This is a genomic window from Desnuesiella massiliensis (genome assembly GCF_001403615.1).
In the GTDB taxonomy this organism is placed as follows: domain Bacteria; phylum Bacillota; class Clostridia; order Clostridiales; family Clostridiaceae; genus Desnuesiella; species Desnuesiella massiliensis.
Genome location: NZ_LN879457.1, coordinates 1 through 19,407, shown reverse-complemented (window position 1 = coordinate 19,407; position 19,407 = coordinate 1). Strand labels below are relative to the sequence as shown.

The 19,407-nt window shown below is 31.3% G+C and carries 19 protein-coding genes, 2 tRNA genes and 2 rRNA genes; 4 read left to right on the top strand and 19 right to left on the bottom strand.

Annotated features, from left to right (window positions below; genetic code table 11):
* Positions 1-206 precede the first annotated feature (206 nt).
* The 4 genes from BN2665_RS17695 to BN2665_RS17680 are packed head-to-tail and all read right to left on the bottom strand — an operon-like array spanning position 207 to position 4,690.
* Positions 207-2,636 (bottom strand): ATP-dependent Clp protease ATP-binding subunit, encoded by a 2,430-nt coding sequence (locus tag BN2665_RS17695; protein ID WP_055668457.1) that lies wholly within the window; start codon positions 2,634-2,636, stop codon positions 207-209.
* Between the two features lie 24 nt (positions 2,637-2,660).
* Positions 2,661-3,686, bottom strand: a complete 1,026-nt coding sequence (locus BN2665_RS17690; protein ID WP_055668456.1) for a protein arginine kinase — start codon at positions 3,684-3,686, stop codon at positions 2,661-2,663.
* 10 nt (positions 3,687-3,696) lie between these two features.
* Positions 3,697-4,212 carry a UvrB/UvrC motif-containing protein gene (locus BN2665_RS17685; protein WP_055668455.1) on the bottom strand — a complete coding sequence of 172 codons (516 nt, stop codon included), beginning with the start codon at positions 4,210-4,212 and terminating at the stop codon, positions 3,697-3,699.
* A 22-nt stretch (positions 4,213-4,234) separates the two neighbouring features.
* Complete coding sequence (locus BN2665_RS17680; RefSeq protein ID WP_055668454.1) at positions 4,235-4,690, bottom strand: CtsR family transcriptional regulator; 456 nt, start codon at positions 4,688-4,690, stop codon at positions 4,235-4,237.
* 219 nt (positions 4,691-4,909) lie between these two features.
* Between BN2665_RS17680 and BN2665_RS17675 the strand changes: the two genes are divergently transcribed.
* Positions 4,910-5,560, top strand: coding sequence for an MBL fold metallo-hydrolase (locus BN2665_RS17675; protein ID WP_055668453.1), 651 nt, complete (start codon positions 4,910-4,912; stop codon positions 5,558-5,560).
* Positions 5,561-5,564: 4 nt separating this feature from the next.
* Here BN2665_RS17675 and BN2665_RS17670 read toward each other — a convergent pair whose 3' ends face one another.
* The 10 genes from BN2665_RS17670 to BN2665_RS17625 all read right to left on the bottom strand — a co-directional run bounded on the left by BN2665_RS17670 (position 5,565) and on the right by BN2665_RS17625 (position 14,488).
* On the bottom strand, positions 5,565-7,205 hold the full coding sequence (locus BN2665_RS17670; RefSeq protein ID WP_055668452.1) for a Mur ligase family protein: 1,641 nt from the start codon (positions 7,203-7,205) through the stop codon (positions 5,565-5,567).
* Positions 7,206-7,358: 153 nt separating this feature from the next.
* Complete coding sequence (locus BN2665_RS17665; RefSeq protein ID WP_055668451.1) at positions 7,359-8,993, bottom strand: methyl-accepting chemotaxis protein; 1,635 nt, start codon at positions 8,991-8,993, stop codon at positions 7,359-7,361.
* Between the two features lie 171 nt (positions 8,994-9,164).
* A complete protein-coding gene (locus BN2665_RS17660) occupies positions 9,165-9,335 on the bottom strand; it encodes a DUF362 domain-containing protein (protein WP_055668450.1) in 171 nt (56 codons plus the stop codon).
* A 196-nt stretch (positions 9,336-9,531) separates the two neighbouring features.
* Positions 9,532-9,738: a cation transporter gene (locus BN2665_RS17655; RefSeq protein ID WP_055668449.1), complete on the bottom strand. Its 207-nt coding sequence runs from the start codon at positions 9,736-9,738 to the stop codon at positions 9,532-9,534.
* Positions 9,739-9,750: 12 nt separating this feature from the next.
* Entirely contained in the window at positions 9,751-10,656 is a 906-nt protein-coding gene (locus BN2665_RS17650) for a PSP1 domain-containing protein (RefSeq protein WP_055668448.1), read from the bottom strand.
* A 1-nt stretch (position 10,657) separates the two neighbouring features.
* Complete coding sequence (locus BN2665_RS17645; protein ID WP_055668447.1) at positions 10,658-11,590, bottom strand: DNA polymerase III subunit delta'; 933 nt, start codon at positions 11,588-11,590, stop codon at positions 10,658-10,660.
* A 16-nt stretch (positions 11,591-11,606) separates the two neighbouring features.
* Positions 11,607-11,936: a cyclic-di-AMP receptor gene (locus BN2665_RS17640; protein WP_055668446.1), complete on the bottom strand. Its 330-nt coding sequence runs from the start codon at positions 11,934-11,936 to the stop codon at positions 11,607-11,609.
* A gap of 153 nt (positions 11,937-12,089) precedes the next feature.
* On the bottom strand, positions 12,090-12,773 hold the full coding sequence (locus tag BN2665_RS17635) for a dTMP kinase (protein WP_195892742.1): 684 nt from the start codon (positions 12,771-12,773) through the stop codon (positions 12,090-12,092).
* 27 nt (positions 12,774-12,800) lie between these two features.
* The gene (locus BN2665_RS17630; RefSeq protein WP_055668444.1) at positions 12,801-14,228 is read right to left on the bottom strand and encodes an aminotransferase class I/II-fold pyridoxal phosphate-dependent enzyme; all 1,428 of its coding nucleotides are present in this window, start codon (positions 14,226-14,228) and stop codon (positions 12,801-12,803) included.
* 50 nt (positions 14,229-14,278) lie between these two features.
* The gene (locus BN2665_RS17625) at positions 14,279-14,488 is read right to left on the bottom strand and encodes a sigma factor G inhibitor Gin (protein WP_055668443.1); all 210 of its coding nucleotides are present in this window, start codon (positions 14,486-14,488) and stop codon (positions 14,279-14,281) included.
* A 261-nt stretch (positions 14,489-14,749) separates the two neighbouring features.
* On the opposite strand from BN2665_RS17625, the gene BN2665_RS17620 reads away from it, so the two are divergent.
* The gene (locus tag BN2665_RS17620) at positions 14,750-15,904 is read left to right on the top strand and encodes a zinc-binding metallopeptidase family protein (protein WP_055668442.1); all 1,155 of its coding nucleotides are present in this window, start codon (positions 14,750-14,752) and stop codon (positions 15,902-15,904) included.
* Positions 15,905-16,106: 202 nt separating this feature from the next.
* Here BN2665_RS17620 and BN2665_RS17615 read toward each other — a convergent pair whose 3' ends face one another.
* Entirely contained in the window at positions 16,107-16,595 is a 489-nt protein-coding gene (locus BN2665_RS17615) for a hypothetical protein (protein ID WP_055668441.1), read from the bottom strand.
* Positions 16,596-16,948: 353 nt separating this feature from the next.
* On the opposite strand from BN2665_RS17615, the gene BN2665_RS17610 reads away from it, so the two are divergent.
* Entirely contained in the window at positions 16,949-17,893 is a 945-nt protein-coding gene (locus tag BN2665_RS17610; protein WP_055668440.1) for a magnesium transporter CorA family protein, read from the top strand.
* Positions 17,894-17,992: 99 nt separating this feature from the next.
* Positions 17,993-18,910 (top strand): S66 peptidase family protein, encoded by a 918-nt coding sequence (locus tag BN2665_RS17605; protein WP_055668439.1) that lies wholly within the window; start codon positions 17,993-17,995, stop codon positions 18,908-18,910.
* 29 nt (positions 18,911-18,939) lie between these two features.
* Here the strand turns inward: BN2665_RS17605 and BN2665_RS17600 are convergent.
* The 4 genes from BN2665_RS17600 to BN2665_RS17585 form a co-directional block, all read right to left on the bottom strand.
* A tRNA-Cys gene (locus tag BN2665_RS17600) sits at positions 18,940-19,013 on the bottom strand.
* A gap of 7 nt (positions 19,014-19,020) precedes the next feature.
* Positions 19,021-19,096, bottom strand: a tRNA-Phe gene (locus BN2665_RS17595).
* Positions 19,097-19,102: 6 nt separating this feature from the next.
* Positions 19,103-19,219, bottom strand: a 5S ribosomal RNA gene (rrf, locus tag BN2665_RS17590).
* A gap of 65 nt (positions 19,220-19,284) precedes the next feature.
* Positions 19,285-19,407: ribosomal RNA gene (locus tag BN2665_RS17585) — 23S ribosomal RNA — on the bottom strand; the annotation flags it as partial.

Here is a 19,407-nt window from a genome sequence, read left to right as displayed (position 1 = left end):
CTGATTATATTATAATCTATATACTTATAGATGTCTAGACCAGTTAAATGTTTACTATAAAAAATTACAGGAAGTGAAAGCGAACAAAAGATAATTATCTTTTATATCTTCTTTAATCTTCCTGTAATTATATGGTTATATTATATATTAAGCAATTTTTATTTAGAGGATTTGTAAAAAACTAACTATTTATTTTTAAAGATGTTTTATTTAACCTTAAAAACTAACTCTTCCTCTTCTACAGTAACTAATACATTATCCCCTCTTTTTACATTACCTTTTAGTATCTCTTCACTTAATCTATCTTCAACGGTCTTAGTTATTGCCCTTCTTAAAGGTCTTGCTCCGTAAGTGGTATCTACCCCTTCTTTCGCTAAGAGCTTTTCACTTTCCTCGTCAAAGTCTAGATTTATATTTTGCTCTTTTAATCTATTAGCCACAGCTTCAAGCATAAGCCTTACTATTTTAATCAAATCTTTCTCTTCTAGGCTATGGAAAACTATTATGTCATCAATTCTATTTAAAAATTCAGGTCTAAAGGTTCTTTTAAGCTCTTCCATTATATTATCCTTCATTTTTTCATATTCGCTTAAAGAATCTTTACCTACAACAAAACCTAGTGATTTTTGCTTTCTTATGGTAGAAGCACCTGCATTTGAGGTCATAATAACGATAGTATTCTTAAAATTTACAGTCTTTCCTTTTCCGTCGGTAAGCCTTCCATCCTCTAATATCTGTAGAAGTACATTAAACACGTCTGGATGAGCTTTCTCAATTTCATCAAATAGCACTACTGAATAAGGATTTCTTCTTACCTTTTCTGTTAATTGACCACCTTCATCATAGCCTACATATCCTGGAGGTGACCCTATAAGCCTTGAAACAGTATGTTTTTCCATATACTCAGACATATCTACTCTTATCATATTATTTTCATCTCCAAACATGGCTTCTGCCAATGCCTTGGATAGCTCAGTCTTACCAACTCCTGTAGGTCCTAAGAATATAAAGGACCCGATGGGTCTATTAGGATCTTTTAATCCCACCCTAGCTCTTCTTACTGCTCTAGCTACGGATTTAACTGCCTCTTCTTGACCAATAACTCTATTGTGTAATATTTCTTCTAGTTTTAATAATTTCTCTGACTCTTTCTCAGTTAGCTTTTCTACTGGCACATTAGTCCATCTTGAAACCACCGCTGCTACTTGCGCTTCTGAAACTACTTGAGTTTGAACGTTATTTTGTGTATGCCAATCCTTTTTCAAGGTCTCTAGCTTTTGTTTTAACTCCTTTTCTTTATCTCTTAAACCAGCTGCCTTTTCAAAATCCTGTAGTCTTATGGCATCTTCCTTTTCTTTTTCAACTTTTATAATTTCTTCTTCTATTTGCTTTAAGTCTGGAGGTGCAGTTAGATTTTGAATTCTAACCTTTGCCCCGGCTTCGTCAATTAAGTCTATAGCCTTATCTGGCAAAAATCTATCGGTTATATATCTATCGGATAAATTTACTGCTGCCTCTAAAGCTTCATCTGTAATCTTTACCCTATGATGAGCCTCATATTTATCTCTTACACCTTTTAGAATTTGCAAAGCTTCTTCTTTGGTAGGCTCTCCTACCATTACTGGTTGGAATCTTCTTTCAAGAGCTGCATCCTTTTCAATATACTTTCTATATTCATCTATGGTAGTGGCTCCTATACATTGAATTTCTCCCCTTGCAAGAGCAGGCTTTAATATATTAGAGGCATCTATAGCTCCCTCAGCCCCTCCAGCTCCTACTATAGTATGAATTTCATCTATAAACAAAATTACATTTCCTGCTTTTCTTATTTCCTCCATTACCTTTTTAAGTCTTTCTTCGAATTCCCCTCTATACTTTGATCCTGCTACCATAGCAGATATATCTAAGGTAACCACTCTCTTATTTTTTAATATCTCTGGGATACTACCCTCAACTATTTTTTGTGCTAATCCTTCCGCTATAGCTGTTTTACCTACTCCCGGATCTCCTATAAAACAAGGATTATTTTTTATTCTTCTGCATAATATTTCAAGTACCCTTTGAGTCTCATTATCTCTTCCAATTACGGGATCTAGCTTACCTTCCTTGGCCATTTCAGTAAGGTCTCTTCCAAATTGGTCTAGATTTGGAGTAGCTACATTCTTTTCTTGTTGTTTATCCAGGGATCCATTTGCCCCCTTACCAGAAAGGCTATTAATTAAATCTCCTCTTAACTTTTCAAAATTAACATTAAGGTTGTTTAATATGGTGTAGGCAACACCTTCTGGCTCTCTTATTAAAGCTAGCAATATATGCTCAGGACTTATATAATTATGCCCAAGGTTTCTTGCCTCCATTAAACTTAAATCCAATAGTCTCTTGGTTCTTGGGGTTAAAGGTATTTCATTCTTTACAGGGTTAATGTCTCCTTTACCCTCATAATCATAAATAAGCTTCTTTACTATATCTATGGATACACCTATAGAATTTAATATATTGTTGCTTATGCCTTCTTCTCTTAATATTCCTAGTAAAATATGCTCTGTACCTATATAACCGTGTTTAAACTCTAAAGCTTCCTGCTGAGCGTACATTATAACCTTTTGAGCTCTCTCTGTAAATTTTTCAAACATCATAGGTTACACCTCCTATAAAACTAATTATTTGTTTATATAATTTCTAACTAAAGTAGCTCTCTCAATGTCTCTTTCCTTGGCATCTAATTCTCTACCTATATTTAGTTGTAGGGAATAAGGTTGAGTATCTATTAATAGCTTATTAAAGAACCCTCTATCCATATCTTTAATCAATCCCATTTCTATGCCCATTCTTACATTGGATAGAAGATCAAGACATTCTTTTGAGGATAATATCACAGCGGTCTTAAGTATTCCTAATGACCTATAAATCTTATCTTCTAATTCGTATTTGTATTTGTTTATAAATTGCTCTCTAGCCCTATATTCTTGACTTGTAAGCTGTGCCACTACAGCCTCAATATTATTTATAATGTCTCCCTCATTTACTCCTAGCGTAATTTGATTAGAAACTTGATATATATTACCTTCTACCTTTGATCCCTCTCCATATAAGCCTCTAATGGTCATCCCTACCTGAGTAAGTGCCTTAAATATTCCATTTATCTCATCATTCATGGTAAGGGCTGGTAAATGTAACATAGCGGATACTCTTAGCCCCGTACCTAAGTTTGTAGGACAAGCTGTTTTATAACCAAGTTTTTCATCGAAAGCGTAAGTTAAATTTTCTTCCATCATATCATCAATCTTATTTGCTACATCGTAGGCTTCTTTTACATTAAAACCAGAGGTAATACATTGCAATCTGATATGGTCCTCTTCATTAATCATTAAGCTTATAGTCTCGTCTTTATTTACTATAAAGGCTGATTTATCCTTTGTATTTATTAACTGAGGACTTATTAAGTGCTTCTCAAAATATCCCCTAGCCTGATTATTGCCTATATTATTTAAATATATACTTTTAAATTGATCCTTCGTATGAGAAGAGGCATAAAAGGCATTTTCTACTTCCTTTATTACTTCTTCTGCTTGCTCCTCAGATAATTTATGTGGAAAAGGTTTTAAATTTAAGTTTCTCGCTAACCTTATTCTGCTGCTTAATATTAATTCATTATTTTCATCTACATTATCAATCCAATTTTTCATAAGGCACCTCCTACTCAGATTTTTGAAGAGCTTTTATTTCGTCTCTAAGCATAGCTGCTTTTTCATATTCCTCTGACAAAATAGCTTTTTGAAGCTCTTCCTTTAATTTTAACAAGCGCTGTTTTTCAACTATTTCTTTACCTGACTTTTCCGGTACCTTACCAATATGCTCAATATCTCCTTGAACCCTTTTTACCACAGGCATAACCATTTTACTGAAGGTTTTATAACACTCACTACATCCTAATAATCCCTTTTTTTTAAACTCTCCATAGGTCATACCGCAATTATTGCAACTTTGTTCTAAAGATTTATTGTTTTCAGAGTTTTCAGTGATATACTCTACTAATCCTCCTAATAAATTCTGAAAAGAGAATGGAGAATCCAAATTAATACTAGAGCCTAAATTAAAGCCTTCATAATCTTTTGCACATTTCTCACAAATATTCGTCTCTTGTTTAATTCCATTAATGACCTTAACTATATGCACTGTAGCCTGATTCTTATTACATTTTTCACAAATCATAAAATCACTCCATTCCTAAAAATTAATTTAATACCACCATTATCATGGATTTTAACAAATCAGCTCTTAACTTATTTTTGTTAGGGCTAAAATTAAGACTTCTATCATTTAGGGCTGCTTTCATTATGTTTGCTTCCCTCTCTGTTATTATCTCCATTTGTCCAAGTCCTTCTATCAATGCAACTGAGTTATCATAGGTTAAACTATCACCTATTTTTTCATTTATTATCTCTGCCAAATTCTTATGATTATTATATCTCACTTGCCTTATAACAATATATCCTCCGCCACCTCTTCTACTTTCTATGATATATCCTTTATCCGTAGTAAACCTTGTAGTTAATACATAATTAATTTGAGAAGGTGCACAACTAAAATAATTGGCAAGCTCATTCCTTTGAATTTGTATTTCAGTCCCCTGCCCTTCTTCCATCATTGACTTTATAAATTCTTCGATTATATCAGAAAGTCTGGCCATCAAATCACTCCATTCTGACTTTGTCTTTCTTTGACCTTAATTTAATATTATTATTGCGCTTTAGTAAATTCAATACTAGTATTTATTAAAATTCGGTAAAATATCCGGTTTATATCTGTCTACCTTAGTATACTTTTATTTATCTCAATATTACTATTATATCTACTTTATATTATGGATATACTATAAATTATATTCTGCATTAAGGAGGTATCTTTTATGGAAATAAGTTGGCTTGGTCACTCCTGTTTTTTAATAAAAACTTCCCTAGGAAAAAAAATTATAACAGATCCTTATCTATTAAAAGGAGATGTTTTTGAGAGCCAAATAAGCGTGGTAACTATAAGTCATAATCATTTTGATCACAATTACACTGATGCTTTTAAAGAAGACACTAAAATATTTAATGACTATGGCACATTTTCATATGAGGATATAATAATAACTGGCATCCCTTCTTATCATGATAATGTAAATGGCAATAAACGTGGTAAAAATATAATATATTTAATTGAAGTAGAGGGAATTAGGATCTGTCATTTAGGGGATTTAGGACACTTTTTAACTCAAGATTATTTAGGAAGGATAGGCCTTTTAGATGTTTTATTTATTCCTGTAGGAGGCAATTATACACTAAATGGTAAAGAAGCCTCTAAAGTATCAAAATTCTTAAACAGCAAAATTACGATACCTATGCATTATAAAACTCCAGATATAAATTTTAATATAAAAGGAGTAGAAGAATTTTTAATACATATGGATAATGTTAAAGAAATAAAATCCTCTTCTTTTCTATTACAAGATGTCATCAGCAATGAAAGTAAGGTATTACTACTTACTCATCCCTATTTTGAATTTAGGCATCCTTAATAATTTAGTAAGGATGCCTAAAAGTCCGCTCACCTATGGATTTTAAATATTCATTTATCACAGGTATTACCACATTTAAGCATTGAGTAAACAAAACAATGACCTCATCTTTTATAGCCTTCTTCATGGCATATCTCAATGCATCCTGCTCTTTATAAATAGTGATGCATCTTTCCATGTCATATCTACCTTCTTCAACGCCCTTTCTTATAATTGAGGCTGCTTCTCCAGGTACTCTTCCTCTTAAATCTTCATGCTCCCTGATTATTACGTAGTCACTATATTTAGCAGATATTTCTCCTAGTTCTTTAATATATAAATCCTTTCTATCTCCAGCAGCAGATATAATGGCGGTTATTCTTGAAGGTTCTAGTTTTTTTGCTATTTCAAAGACCTCATAAAAAGCCTCACTATTATGACCATAGTCTAAGATTACTTTAAAATCCTTTATATCTAATATATTTTGCCGTCCAGGATTAGTAGCTAAATCGCATTTTAATTCCTTTACAGCATTTATTATATCCTCAACATTTTTATGTATCTGCATGGTGGCCCCAAGAGCCGCCATTAAATTCTTTATATTGCTATAAGAAATGCCACCATGAGTAAAGCTTATATTTCTAATATTGATTAAATCCTGCTCATAATAGCCATTAAAATATCTTATATGCTCCTCTTCAAGATAAAAACCTTTTCCTTTTTTAGAAAAATGTTGAGTTAAAACATGGCTTTTTTCGATATCAAATAAATACAGTTCTTTACTTTTATCTATATATTTTAAAAGCCTTTCTTCTCCTTTCATAATTATAACACCATCATGGCCTAAGACTTTAGTAGTTAAAGCCTTCACCCTTGCTAATTCATCTAAATCATTGATCCCACCCATGCCAATATGGTCCTCGGATAGAGATGTAATAATGGCAACCTTGGCCTCATCATAGCCTAGACCTCTTTTTATAATTCCTCCTCTGGCAGTTTCTAAAACTGCTATTTCTACTTCTTCACTCTTTAATATCTCTCTTGCACTTATATAACCTGTAGTATCACCTTGCTTAATATTTTCATTATTTATAAATATTCCTCCTGTGGAAGCTAAGCCTGTGATATATCCCAATTTATTAAGTATGTGATAAATTATTCTTGCAGTGGTTGTCTTTCCATTAGTACCTGTTATTGAAATTATAGGTATGTTTGCTGCCTTCTCCATGTTAATAGAAGCATAATTATCTTCCCTAACTCTTATGGAGTTTTTTCCATAACCTAATTGCAAGATATCCTCATCAATTATTATAAAAGGTATGTGTTTTCTCTCTGTCTCGATTATTACTCTTGATTGCCAGCAATTCTCCAAAATATTCTTAGAATTAGCTATAATGTTGTCTATAACTTCATGTACCTCAAAAGATTCCAATATATACTTTGATATTTTAAAGTATGTATATGTAACCCATATTTCTGCTTTTCCAGAACTATAGGTTATATTGATTATTTTTTCTTTAGTTCCTATTTTATAATTTATATAGAAATATCTTTTTAGATAAAAATATACCTCTCTTATATCTTCAGTTTCTACTTCAATTTTAAATAGCTTTTTTATCTCATTAATGTTTAATCCATCATAGCCCCTAATTAAATTAAGTTTCATAACTCATCACCATACTTCCAAGGATTCATTAACGTATCAGTTTAGTAATTACTTAATATATTTATTTAGTTTTCTCTATATATAAAAAAATAAACCTTTAAAATGCAAGGTTTATTTTTCTTTAACTTACATTTTAAAGGTTTTTACATATGCTTATATTCTAAACTTTGATACATTATCCGATAAAGCTTTTGCAATATTATCTAGCTCTAAAGCAGTAGATGTAAATTCCTGAGTAGTAGCAGTTTGCTCCTGGACTGTAGCCGCAATTTCCTCAGAGGAAGTGGATACATCCTGTGATACCTTAGAGACCTCATCAATTTTTCTTATTATAGTATCTTTAGAGTCTATAGTATTTTCTAAGGCAGTATAGCTCTCCTTAATTTTAGGGTCTATTTTCTCAACCTCAGAAATAATTCCTTGAAAAGAGGTTACTGTATCTTCTAGGCTCATCATTTGCCTATCAATTTTACTTGATACAGACTGTGCACTATGGTAAACCTCTTTAGTTTCTAGTGTTATTTCTTTTACAATATTAGCTATATCTTTAGAGGATTGCAGTACTTGTTCTGCTAATTTTCTTATCTCATCCGAGACCACCGCGAACCCCCTACCTACTTCTCCTGCTCTTGCTGCCTCAATAGCTGCGTTTAATGCCAATAAATTTGTTTGTTCTGCCACATTATTTATTACATCTGTTATAGAGGTAATCTTTCCTACACTTAAATTTAATCCATTAAGCTTCTCTTCGACCTTTTTGAAAGTCACTGTCACATCCTTAATGGAAACAGATAACTCATCTATTTTGCTAGTTCCTAGATCTGCACTTTCTTTTATTCTTCCACTTCCTAAGGATACGTCTTTAAGCTTTAATTCCATGTCACTTAATGTAGATTCAAAGCTCTGAAGTAACATCAGGGTTTCTGAAAGCTCAAAAGCTTGCTTATTGGCCCCTTGAGAAGTGCCTTGAACAGAGGTTGCCACCTCTTCACTGGAGGCTGCTAACTCCTGGCTAGAGCTCGCAAGAGTTTCTGCTAAATTTCCTAAGGTATTAGTGGTTTCTTTGATATCTTTAATCATGCCTCTTAAAACTTTTAAGGTGCTTTCCATTATACCAGATAGCTTTCCTATTTCATCTTTAGTTTCAACCTTTAAATCTACTGTAAAGTTTCCTTCCGACACCTTCTCTAAAGCCTTCATTAGTACTGTCAAAGGCTTCACTAAGCTTTTAGAAATGAAAAATCCCAATACTGAAGATATAATTAATATTATTGCAGAAAGGATTACTATTTTTAATGCAGCTTGATCAATTATTTTTTTCATGTCCGTTAGAGGAATGCCTATAGATATAACTCCAACCAATTGAGAGTCTTTTATAAGAGGCATTATAGAATTATGTACAGGTTCACCTTTTTCGTTAATGCTCTCATAAGAAACAGATTCAGAAGTATTTAAAACCTGCTCTATCCGACCTTCTTTGCTTGTAGAACCAACCTTTCCATTGTCTGTATGAGCTACAACTCTTTTAATTTTATTTATTACTGACACATGCTCGATAGAATCACTTCTATACTTACTAATTATTCCTTGAATGATACTAACCTCTTCTGTACTATAGCCGCTTATACTATTCCTAATTTGCTCAGCTATAATATTAGCACTATTTTCAGTTTGGGTTTCTATGGATTTTTTCAATTCCATATATGACAAACCGAAAAACAGAATTGAAGAAATAACTGTTATTAAAACAAACCCCAAAGTTATTTTCTTCCTTAAAGAATTAATCATATAAGCCCCCCCTTAATTATCCAAGTATTATCTTTTAATGGAATTTATAGTTTGATTTTACACTAAATTAAAAGAAAACTCAATTTGCAAAGATAAATTTCTGTTACGTAATAGGCATAATAAAAATAAAAAGGACCGTCCTCATAAAAAGACGGTCTTCTTAGGTTCAAATTATTCTTGAACTGGAGCTCCTACTGGGCAAACATTTGCACAGTTTCCGCAATCGATGCAAGAATCAGCATCTATAACGAATTGAGTGTCTCCTTGACTTATAGCGTTAACAGGACATTCTGAAGCACATGCTCCACAGCTTACACAAGCGTCAATAATTTTGTATGCCATTAAAAACACCTCCTAAGTTAATTGGACAAGTATCTGTCCATTAATATTTTATCATGCTTTTTCTAAATTTTAAAGATATTTTAGTCCTATGAAGAAAAATAACTACATACATTTTACATAAAAAAACCCCAAAGAGTTTTAATCTAAAGGGTTTTTATTTTATTCTATTTTCTTACTTATCACCAATCTTGTTAGATTACTCTAAAACAGTATAGCCTAAATCCTCTATAGATTCGATTATGCTCTCTATCTCTACAAAGTAAGTATCATATATTATTTGAATTTCTCCCTTTTCCTTGCTTATTTCGCAAGCTAATACTCCCTCATTACCAGCTATGGCCCTACGAATACTATTTACATCCTCTATAGTATTCATATTACATACCCTTAGCAAAGATTTCATATAATATCCCCCTTAATTACCTTTAAACAAATCTTGAATTAAACTTGCATCTTCTTTATCTTCAACCTCAATTTTAATTTCTGTGTCCTCTATAGTTCCTTCATAAGAGCCAGAAATAAGAGTTATATCCCTTATATTAAATTCTTCAATGACTTCCTCATCGTGAATCTTTATTTTTGCCTTTACGGTTTCTTTTATGGTATTATTGGAGATAACCTCACCTTGCCCTCTTTCTGTCCTTATTATAGATCCTACCCTTGGCATTTTCTTTCTTATATCTTCATAAGTTTCTTGCTCATAGTTTAAGCAGCACATTAACCTTCCACAGATACCGGATATTTTTGTAGGATTTAAAGATAAATTTTGTTCCTTAGCCATCTTTATTGAAACTGAAGTAAAATCTCCTAAGAAGCTAGAGCAGCACAAAGGTCTTCCGCAAGGTCCTAATCCACCTATCATTTTAGCTTCATCTCTTACTCCTATTTGTCTAAGTTCAATTCTTGTTTTAAATATAGTAGCTAAATCTTTAACTAATTCCCTAAAGTCTACCCTACCATCGGCAGTAAAATAAAATATAACTTTGTTATTATCAAAGGTATACTCTACATCTATCAACTTCATCACTAACCCATGGAGCTCAATCTTTTCTAAACATATATTAAAAGCCTCTTTTTCTTTTGTCTTATTTTCGTTATGTCTTTGAATATCTTCCTCTGTAGCTATTCTTAGCACGCTTTTTAAGGGAGCTACTATTTCATTTTCGCTTACTTCTTTAGGGTGTATTACACATTCTCCAAACTCTATGCCTCTTGCAGTTTCTACTATTAAGCTATCACCCTTTTTGATTTCAAAATCAACGGGATCAAAATAATATATCTTGCCTGCCTTTTTAAAGCGTACTCCTACTACTTTTATCATATTAAACCTCCAACATATTAAGTAGCATAACATCAAAAGTCATTGATGCGCTAACATTGCTATCTAAAGTATATCTTGTTTCATTTATTACATTAATCATTAAATCTAGTGTCTTAAAGGAGAGCATATTGGATAGCTCTTTAATTTCATGTATTTTATCTCTATTTAATATATAATTATCATTTCCTAATTCTTTATACATAATTATATCTCTTATATATAATAAAAATATATTTAAAATCTCTTCATAAAAATCCTTATATTTAATTAAGTTTTCTTCATACTTAATAATATTATTAATATTCTTCTCGCTTATCTTTTTTATTATGTCTAAAATTAAAGCTCTTAGTTCATTAAAAACATTGTCTTCAATAAATTTTTCTGCTCGTCCGGGTATACCGTCACTAAAGGTATTAATAATATCTATATATTTACTATCTAAATCACCATATTTTTTTGATATAAATTCTCTAATTTCATCAACACTTAATCTTTTTAATTTATGTATCTGACATCTAGATCTTATAGTATTTAATATAGCTTCAATATTTTCGCTTAAAATTATAATATATACCCCTTTAGGTGGCTCTTCAATGGTTTTCAAAAAAGCATTCTGAGCTTGAGTAGTAAGTTTATCCCCATCATATATGATAACCACCTTTTTATCGCCTTCATAAGGCTTTTTATTGGTTTCATCTATTATTTTTCTTATCTCATCTACTCCTATACTCTTTTTCGAATTTCGAAATTCTAGTATATCTGCATATTGCTTATTATCTTTCTTACCTAGAATTTTTAACGCAAAGTCTTTTGCTACAACGCTTTTACCTAAGCCGTCTTCTCCAACAATAAGGTGGGCATGGGATAGTTTTTCTGAAGCTATAGCCATATCAAAGCTTCTTATTATATTTTCATGTCCTATAAAATCCTTCATGCCCACTTTCACTCCTTTAAATCTTTATAAATTTATCTACATCCACTACGAATATAGTTGCCCCTCCTACCTCTACTTCCACAGGATAAGGTACATAAACTCCTGTAGAGCCTGCTACTGGTGAGGGAGATGTAACTACTTGCTGCCTTGTTCTGCAGGTCTCCTCTATTATGTCCAAAACCTCATCCACTTTTTCCTTCTCCACGCCTATCATTAATGTAGTATTACCAGACTTTAAGAATCCCCCTGTAGTTGCTAGCTTAGTTACTCTAAATCCACCATCAGTTATAACATCTATTAAATCTCCAGCGTCGTCGTCCTGAACTATAGCTATTATAAGTTTCATATTAACACCTCCATATTTTTTTCTCTCAAACCCATTTAAAATATACTATAAGGTCTGATCTTATATCGTAATTCTAAATGCCTTCATTCCTTATTAATATATTTTATCATAATTTAAATATTTCTGAACTATAAAAATAAAATTGATTTAATATTATTTTTTTATTATAAGTTTTAATGCAGTATAAATATCATTATGTATATCTTCAATGGTTTTAATTCTACCATTTTCAATGCAAGAAATCTTTTTCCACTTATATTTATTTACTAAATAATTAGCATTATCATAGGAATCATAAAGATATTGAAAATTTCTTTCATGTATATCTTTTTCTTTTTCTCCTGTAAATTTATTTTCTCTCTTCTCCATTAATTTTTGACTATATTCCGGAGGCATATCTAAAAATAATACTGAATCTGGAATTGGAAGACCATACAATTTAAATTCCAAATTCCAAAGCCAATCTAAAAACTTTTCTTTTTCCTCTAAATCTTTTATCTTTGAAGCTTGATGAACCATATTAGAGGTAGTGTATCTATCAGATATTATTATACCTCCATTTAAATAAAACTTCTCCCATTGTGTTTTATAGGAAGCATATCTATCTACAGCATAAAAGGTTGATGTAATATAGGGACTTACATCATTAGGATCACTTCCGAAATCACCATTTAGATACATTTTAACTAATGCCGAAGAATCACTTTCATAATTTGGGAAAGTTAACTTTATAACATTATATTTTTCATTGACTAATCGTTCAAAAAGCTTTTGGGACTGGGTTGCCTTTCCACTGGCATCAGAGCCCTCTATAGTTATAAGCTTACCTTTTGTTATCATATTAAACCTCCATTCAGCTTGGTGCTAGATGTCTATCACAAGCAATTCATTATTTTTTATACCTAATACTGTAGTTTCTGAATTTATAAAACTCTTTATGAGCTCTAAAGATTCATAATCTATAACCTCTCCCATCATCACTAAAGGGATACCTGGTGGGTAAGGGATAATATTATCCCCACTTACTTTTCCTAATGCTTCCTCTAAGCCTACCATTTTTTTATTTAATGGCATAACCTCAAAAGGCCTTAATTTTTGTTCTGGTATATGATAAATAGAAATCTTCCTTGAATTTTGTCTTAAATACTCTTCCTTGCATTGTTTTAACGCGTATGCTAATTTATCAAAGTCATTTTTTTCATTAAAGATGGAAGGTATTAATACTACATTACTTTCATCGCTCATTTCAGCCTGAATTTTACTTTCTCTTAAATATTGTAATAGTTTATTTCCACTTAGTCCATACTTTAAGTTTATAACAATTCTAGTAGGATCTATTACCAGATCCTTATGTCTTTTACTAATCTGTTCTTTATCCCATATTCTAAATAAATCTAAGGAAGATACCTCCTCCCTAAAATAGCTGCATAATTTTATAAGTTTATCATAGTCCTCTTTACCTCTATACTGCAAATATGCTCTAGCATAATCCATACTCAATAAGAACATATAAGAAGGGCTTGTACTTAAAAATGCGGACACATAAAAATCTACCCTTGCCACATCAATGCCTTCGTTTACATGTAAAAAGGCTGTTTGAGTAAGGCTTGGCAATGTCTTATGAGCACTCATTACTGTAATATGAGCCCCTAGCTCTACTGGATTTTCTGGAAGCTGCTCATGTCTTCCGAAATGGGCTCCATGAGCAGCATCCACCAATACCTTAATATCTCTCTTTTTACACTCCTGTATAATTCCTTTCAAATCTACTGCTACTCCATAATAATTAGGATAGGTTAATATAACTCCTTTTATATCAGAGTGCTCCTTTAAAAGCTTATAAAAATCTTCTTTATCTAAAGATATTGGGGCATTTAACTCTTCATCTATTAGATTCTTTACATATATAGGAGTTAACTTTCTTAATATAATGCCATTAAAAATAGACCTATGGCAATTTCTCTCTACTAAAACCTTGTCCCCTTCATTAAAGCAAGAAAAAATCATTGCTAAATTACCGCTAGTACTACCATTCACAAGGAAATAAGACTTTTTGCTTTTATATAGATTTGATAGAAGTTCTTCTGCTTCTTTAATAGCCTCTTCAGGCTTATGCAAATTATCTAATCCATCTACTTCTGTTAAATCAGCTTTTAAAAATAAATCTTTTAAATTTATCTTTTGTTCTTCAATACAAAAACCTCTTCCCTGCTTATGTCCAGGCATTGAAAAAGGTATATTATTTTCATGTATATAATTTTCTAAAGCATTCTTTATTGGCAAATTAATCAAAAGTCATCCCTCTCTTTTTATTAAAGATGTGTTTTATCTATAATATTGGTCTATCTATATTCCTCATAGCCTATCACTGTTTTTCTAAGTGTGTAATCTTTAATACTTCTTTTTATACATTCCTTATAGTATTCATAAAAATCCGTATTTACTTCTGCGTTTACTAATTTGTGTTCGCAACCTCTGCAAATAAGTCTACCGTTTACTATTATACCATCTGTGAAGGGTTTTCTACATATTATACAGTTTTGATTTGCCATAAATTCATCATCCTAAAAATTTTAGAATGATTTACACCTCCTTAATATTTTTAAATATTACTTTGATTATTGCCTCGTATACTATAGTTTATTCACCAAGTAGGCAAATCTTATGTTGTCCACTTTTTTTATTTTAAAAAATTTTTAAACTGATCCCTATACTCACAAATAATTAATATATTTTTTTCTGTAGGATAAAATATATTTATATAACTTTTATTAAATTACTTATAAACAGTTTAATTAGGAGGTTTAAATATAATGAAACAAGAGGTAATCTCAAACTTATCCTTGAATAAAGATAGTCTATTCAGCGTTTGTAAATATTTATATGAAAATCCTGAGAAGAGCTATCATGAATATAAGTCTGCTAACTACATAATAAATTATTTAAAACAAAATTCCTTTGAGGTAAAAGATAATTATCTAAATATCCATACTGCTTTTTTTGCATCCTATGGAAATGGTTATCCTAAAATATGTTTTATATGTGAGTATGATGCTATTGAGGGGGAAGGGCATATAACAGGTCATAATTTAATAAGTGAAATTTCTCTCGGAGCAGCAATATCTTTAAAATCAGTAATAGATAAAGTGGGTGGAACTATTATAGTATTAGGCTGTCCTGGTGAATATCTTGGTGGTGCTAAAATCACTATGTATAAGCAAGATGTATTTAAGGATATAGATGCAGTACTTATGGCTCACCCTGATGTGGTGACTAGTGAAAGTGGCACTTCCTCAGCCATATTACCCTTAAGTATAAAATATAATAGCACAAAAGGTTTCAGTTATATGAAGGAACACAAGTTTAATTCTCTAGACGCTGCTTTATTAAACTTTAATATAGTAAATTCACTTTTAAAAGGTTTTTCTGAGAATGTTTATATAAATGGGATATTATCAGAGGGTGGCTTTACTCCCTTATTGACGCCCAACTATTCTGAATCGAAGTTCTATATTAGAGCTAATAACATTGAAGAAGCAAACCAAGCAGGAGAAAAATTAAAATTATGTGCTAATTATGTATCTAATTTAATGAATCTGGACTACGAAACATGCCTTTATGAACTTCCCTATGAGGAATTAAAAACCAACTCTACCTTGTCTAGATTATTTTGTCATAACCTAAAAGAATGTGGAATAATAAATATTTCTCCACCAAGAAATATTAACGCTGGCCTTAGTATAGGAGCCGTAAGCAAAAAAGTTCCTGTTATACATCCTTATATATCTATAATAGAGAATGACGCTTCCTGCTATGGTACAAAAGCTTTTTCAAAAGCAACCTTAAGCGATTTTGCACAGGAAATAGCCTTTAAAGCTTCTCAAGCCTTAGCCTTTACTGCTATAGATCTTATTTTACAAAAGGATTCCTTATTAAAAGAAGTGAAAGCTGAGCTTTTTAAGGCTTGATTTAGCTATGGAATTATTATCATAGAAGATTTTAAATACTGCACATAAAGAAATAAAGACCTCTAAAGACCTCTGGGTTCTTAGTATATATTGTAAAACCATAATGTAATAACATTAATACAATATATATAGGTCTTTGTTTCTTTTTATTTTGTACAAATTCAGCATAATAGAAGATTATAAAAAAATAACCCTAGTAGGGTTATTTTATAATTATAGTATTAATTTTTTGAACTAGATTTGAGCTTGGTTGAAAAAAGAACTTTCTATATCTATCTCCATCTTTATATATACAACAATAATTATTAAGCTTAAGAGCACATACATATCTCTTAGAATTAGCTATATCATAATGCTCTTTATAATCTTTTTCTTTGCCCATATAAACTATATCCCTAAGCTTAATATTTTCTACCACATTTTGTTCCTTTTGTTTTAATCTATGAATGATTAGTTGATCAGCTATTATAGAATATCTATAACTTACCTTACACTTCATAATCTCAAATAATATTAGCATTGAAGTAATTATAGATATTATAGGATTGGTTATAAATCCTATCTTATAGTTGAAAACTTGTATATGCTCTACTAGGTTGGACACGGCTATCATAATCACTAATAGTAACAATAATCCTACAACTACTGGAGTCCTTCTTCTTACAACTATTTCTTTGTACATGGTACCCATATAAACTATCCCCCGATTAACATTATTAAAATATACTTAACAAAGAGATTATACTAGTGTTTTTACATTAAAGCTAGCATAGCTAGTCCCTAATTAAAGCTTCTATAGATTAATTTATGCCAAGCTTCCTGATTAATCAATACTGTTCCTATGGTGTTTGCTTTATCTCAGTTAATCTTCAATTTACTGCAGTAGTTCTTAATTTTGAAACTAACAACTTCATGAATTTATGCCGATGATGTTTTTAAATCTTCTATTGTACATTTTTATACTAATTTTATCTATATATATTAGCAAATATATTAAAATTAGAGTATAATATATATGAAATTTTATTGGAGGTAATTATAATTATGATAGCAATTTATAAAAGCATAAGTGAATCTGATAGTTCATTACAACCCTTAGAAAATATAGAGGCCGGTAGCTGGATTAATATAGTTGCCCCTAGTGATCAAGAATTACTTCTTATTTCAAAGAGAACGGGGGTTCCTTTAGATTTCTTAAGAGCGCCTCTAGACGATGAAGAAACTTCTCGTATAGATATAGAAGGAAATAATATATTAGTCATTGTGGATATACCATTTACCGAGATGGAGGATAATTCCCTTACTTATGATACCTACCCTTTAGGTATTATTCATACTGAAAAAGAGATTATAACCGTATGTCTAAAAAATAGCAAAATTTTAACCGATTTTACTGAAGGCAAAATTAAATCCTTCTTTACTTTTAAAAGATCAAGGTTTATACTGCAAATCCTAAGCAGAATAGCTACTTACTATCTACTATATTTAAGACAGATAGATAAAAAGAGCCTTATGATAGAGAAACGCCTTCATAAATCTATGAAAAATAAAGAGCTAATTCAGCTATTATCTCTAGAAAAATCATTGGTATATTTTTCTACATCTTTAAAATCAAATGAAATAACTTTAGAAAAAATGCTAAAACTGGATATAATGCAGAAATACATAGAAGACAAGGATGTTCTAGAGGATGTAATTATAGAAAACAAGCAAGCTATAGAAATGGCTAATATTTATAGTAATATTTTAAGTGGTACTATGGATGCCTTTGCCTCTGTTATATCTAATAATCTAAACATAGTTATGAAGCTTTTAGCATCTGTTACCATAGTTATGGCTATACCTAATATGGTATCTGGACTATTTGGGATGAATGTATCTGGAGTGCCTTTTTCTGAGAATCCTAATGGCTTCATGTTTGTAGTAGGTATTGTAATAACTTTGTGTATAGTTGTAACCTTTATATTAAATAAAAAGGATATGTTCTAGATTTAATTATTATTGTAATTTATATATTTTATTGAATACTAACCTTCATTTGACCATATTAATAAAATGAAGGTTAGTATTCTATTTAGGAGGTTTTTCATGCTACCAAAAAAATTAAAGTTCGGAGATACTATTGGAATCATATCCCCTGCTAGTGGCAAGGAGGAAGCTGTAATAAGGCAAAAAATAAATATACTAGAGAGTTTTGGTTTTAGAATAAAAGAAGGTAAACATCTATACCATAGATATGGTTATTTAGCTGGAGAGGATTGGCAAAGAGCGAAAGATTTAATGGATATGTTCCTAGACAAAGATGTTGATGCCATTTTTTGCTTTAGAGGTGGTTATGGTTCTATGCGCATTCTTCCTTATATAGATTGGAACTTGATTAAAGAAAATCCAAAGATTTTTTTAGGATTTAGCGATATTACAGTATTACTTAATTATATATATAAGCATTTAGGTATAATTACCTTTCACGGGCCTATGGTAAATTCCGACTTAATAGAAGAATATACACTTAATAGTCTTCTTCAAAATCTAATGTTTGGAGACGGCTGCTATGACATTTCAAATCCTGATGACATAGCTTGCTATAGCAATTTTTCAGCATATTGTGAGGGAGTATTAGTAGGTGGTAATTTATCCTTAATATGTTCCACTTTGGGTACCCCCTACGAAATAGATTTTAAAGATAAAATCTTATTTATTGAGGATGTGGATGAAGCCCCTTATGCTATAGACAGAATGCTTACCCAGTTAGCTTTAAGTAATAAACTAAATCAGTGTAAAGGATTTATTCTTGGCCAGTTTAAGGGTTGTATTTCTAAAGATATTGAAAATAGCTTAACCCTAGACAATATTTTTAAAGAGAAAATATTGTGTCATAATAAACCAACCTTAATGAACTTTATGGCTGGTCATGATACTCCTAAGCTAACATTGCCCATAGGTGCAAAGATTGCGTTAGATACTTTAAATAACAAAATTAAAATTCTTGATGCGGTAGTAAAATAAAGAAACCTAGTATTATTACTAGGTTTCTTTGGAGGCGCCACCCAGATTTGAACTGGGGATAAAGGTTTTGCAGACCTCTGCCTTACCACTTGGCTATGGCGCCAAAAAACTGGTGGCTGGACCAGGAATCGAACCAGGGACACGAGGATTTTCAGTCCTCTGCTCTACCGACTGAGCTATCCAGCCACATTGACCTGGCGACGACCTACTCTTCCACAAGGTCTCCCTTGCAGTACCATCGGCGCTATAGAGCTTAACTTGCGTGTTCGGTATGGGAACGAGTGTTACCTCTATGCCATAATCACCAGATGTTATTTAGTTTTTGAAAGAAACATGTTCTTTCAAAATTGTACATAGAATTGGATTCATATATATTGATCAAGCCCTCGATCTATTAGTATCAGTCAGCTGAACATGTTACCATGCTTACACCCCTGACCTATCAACCTTGTGTTCTTCAAGGGATCTTACTAGCTTAACGCTATGGGAAATCTCAT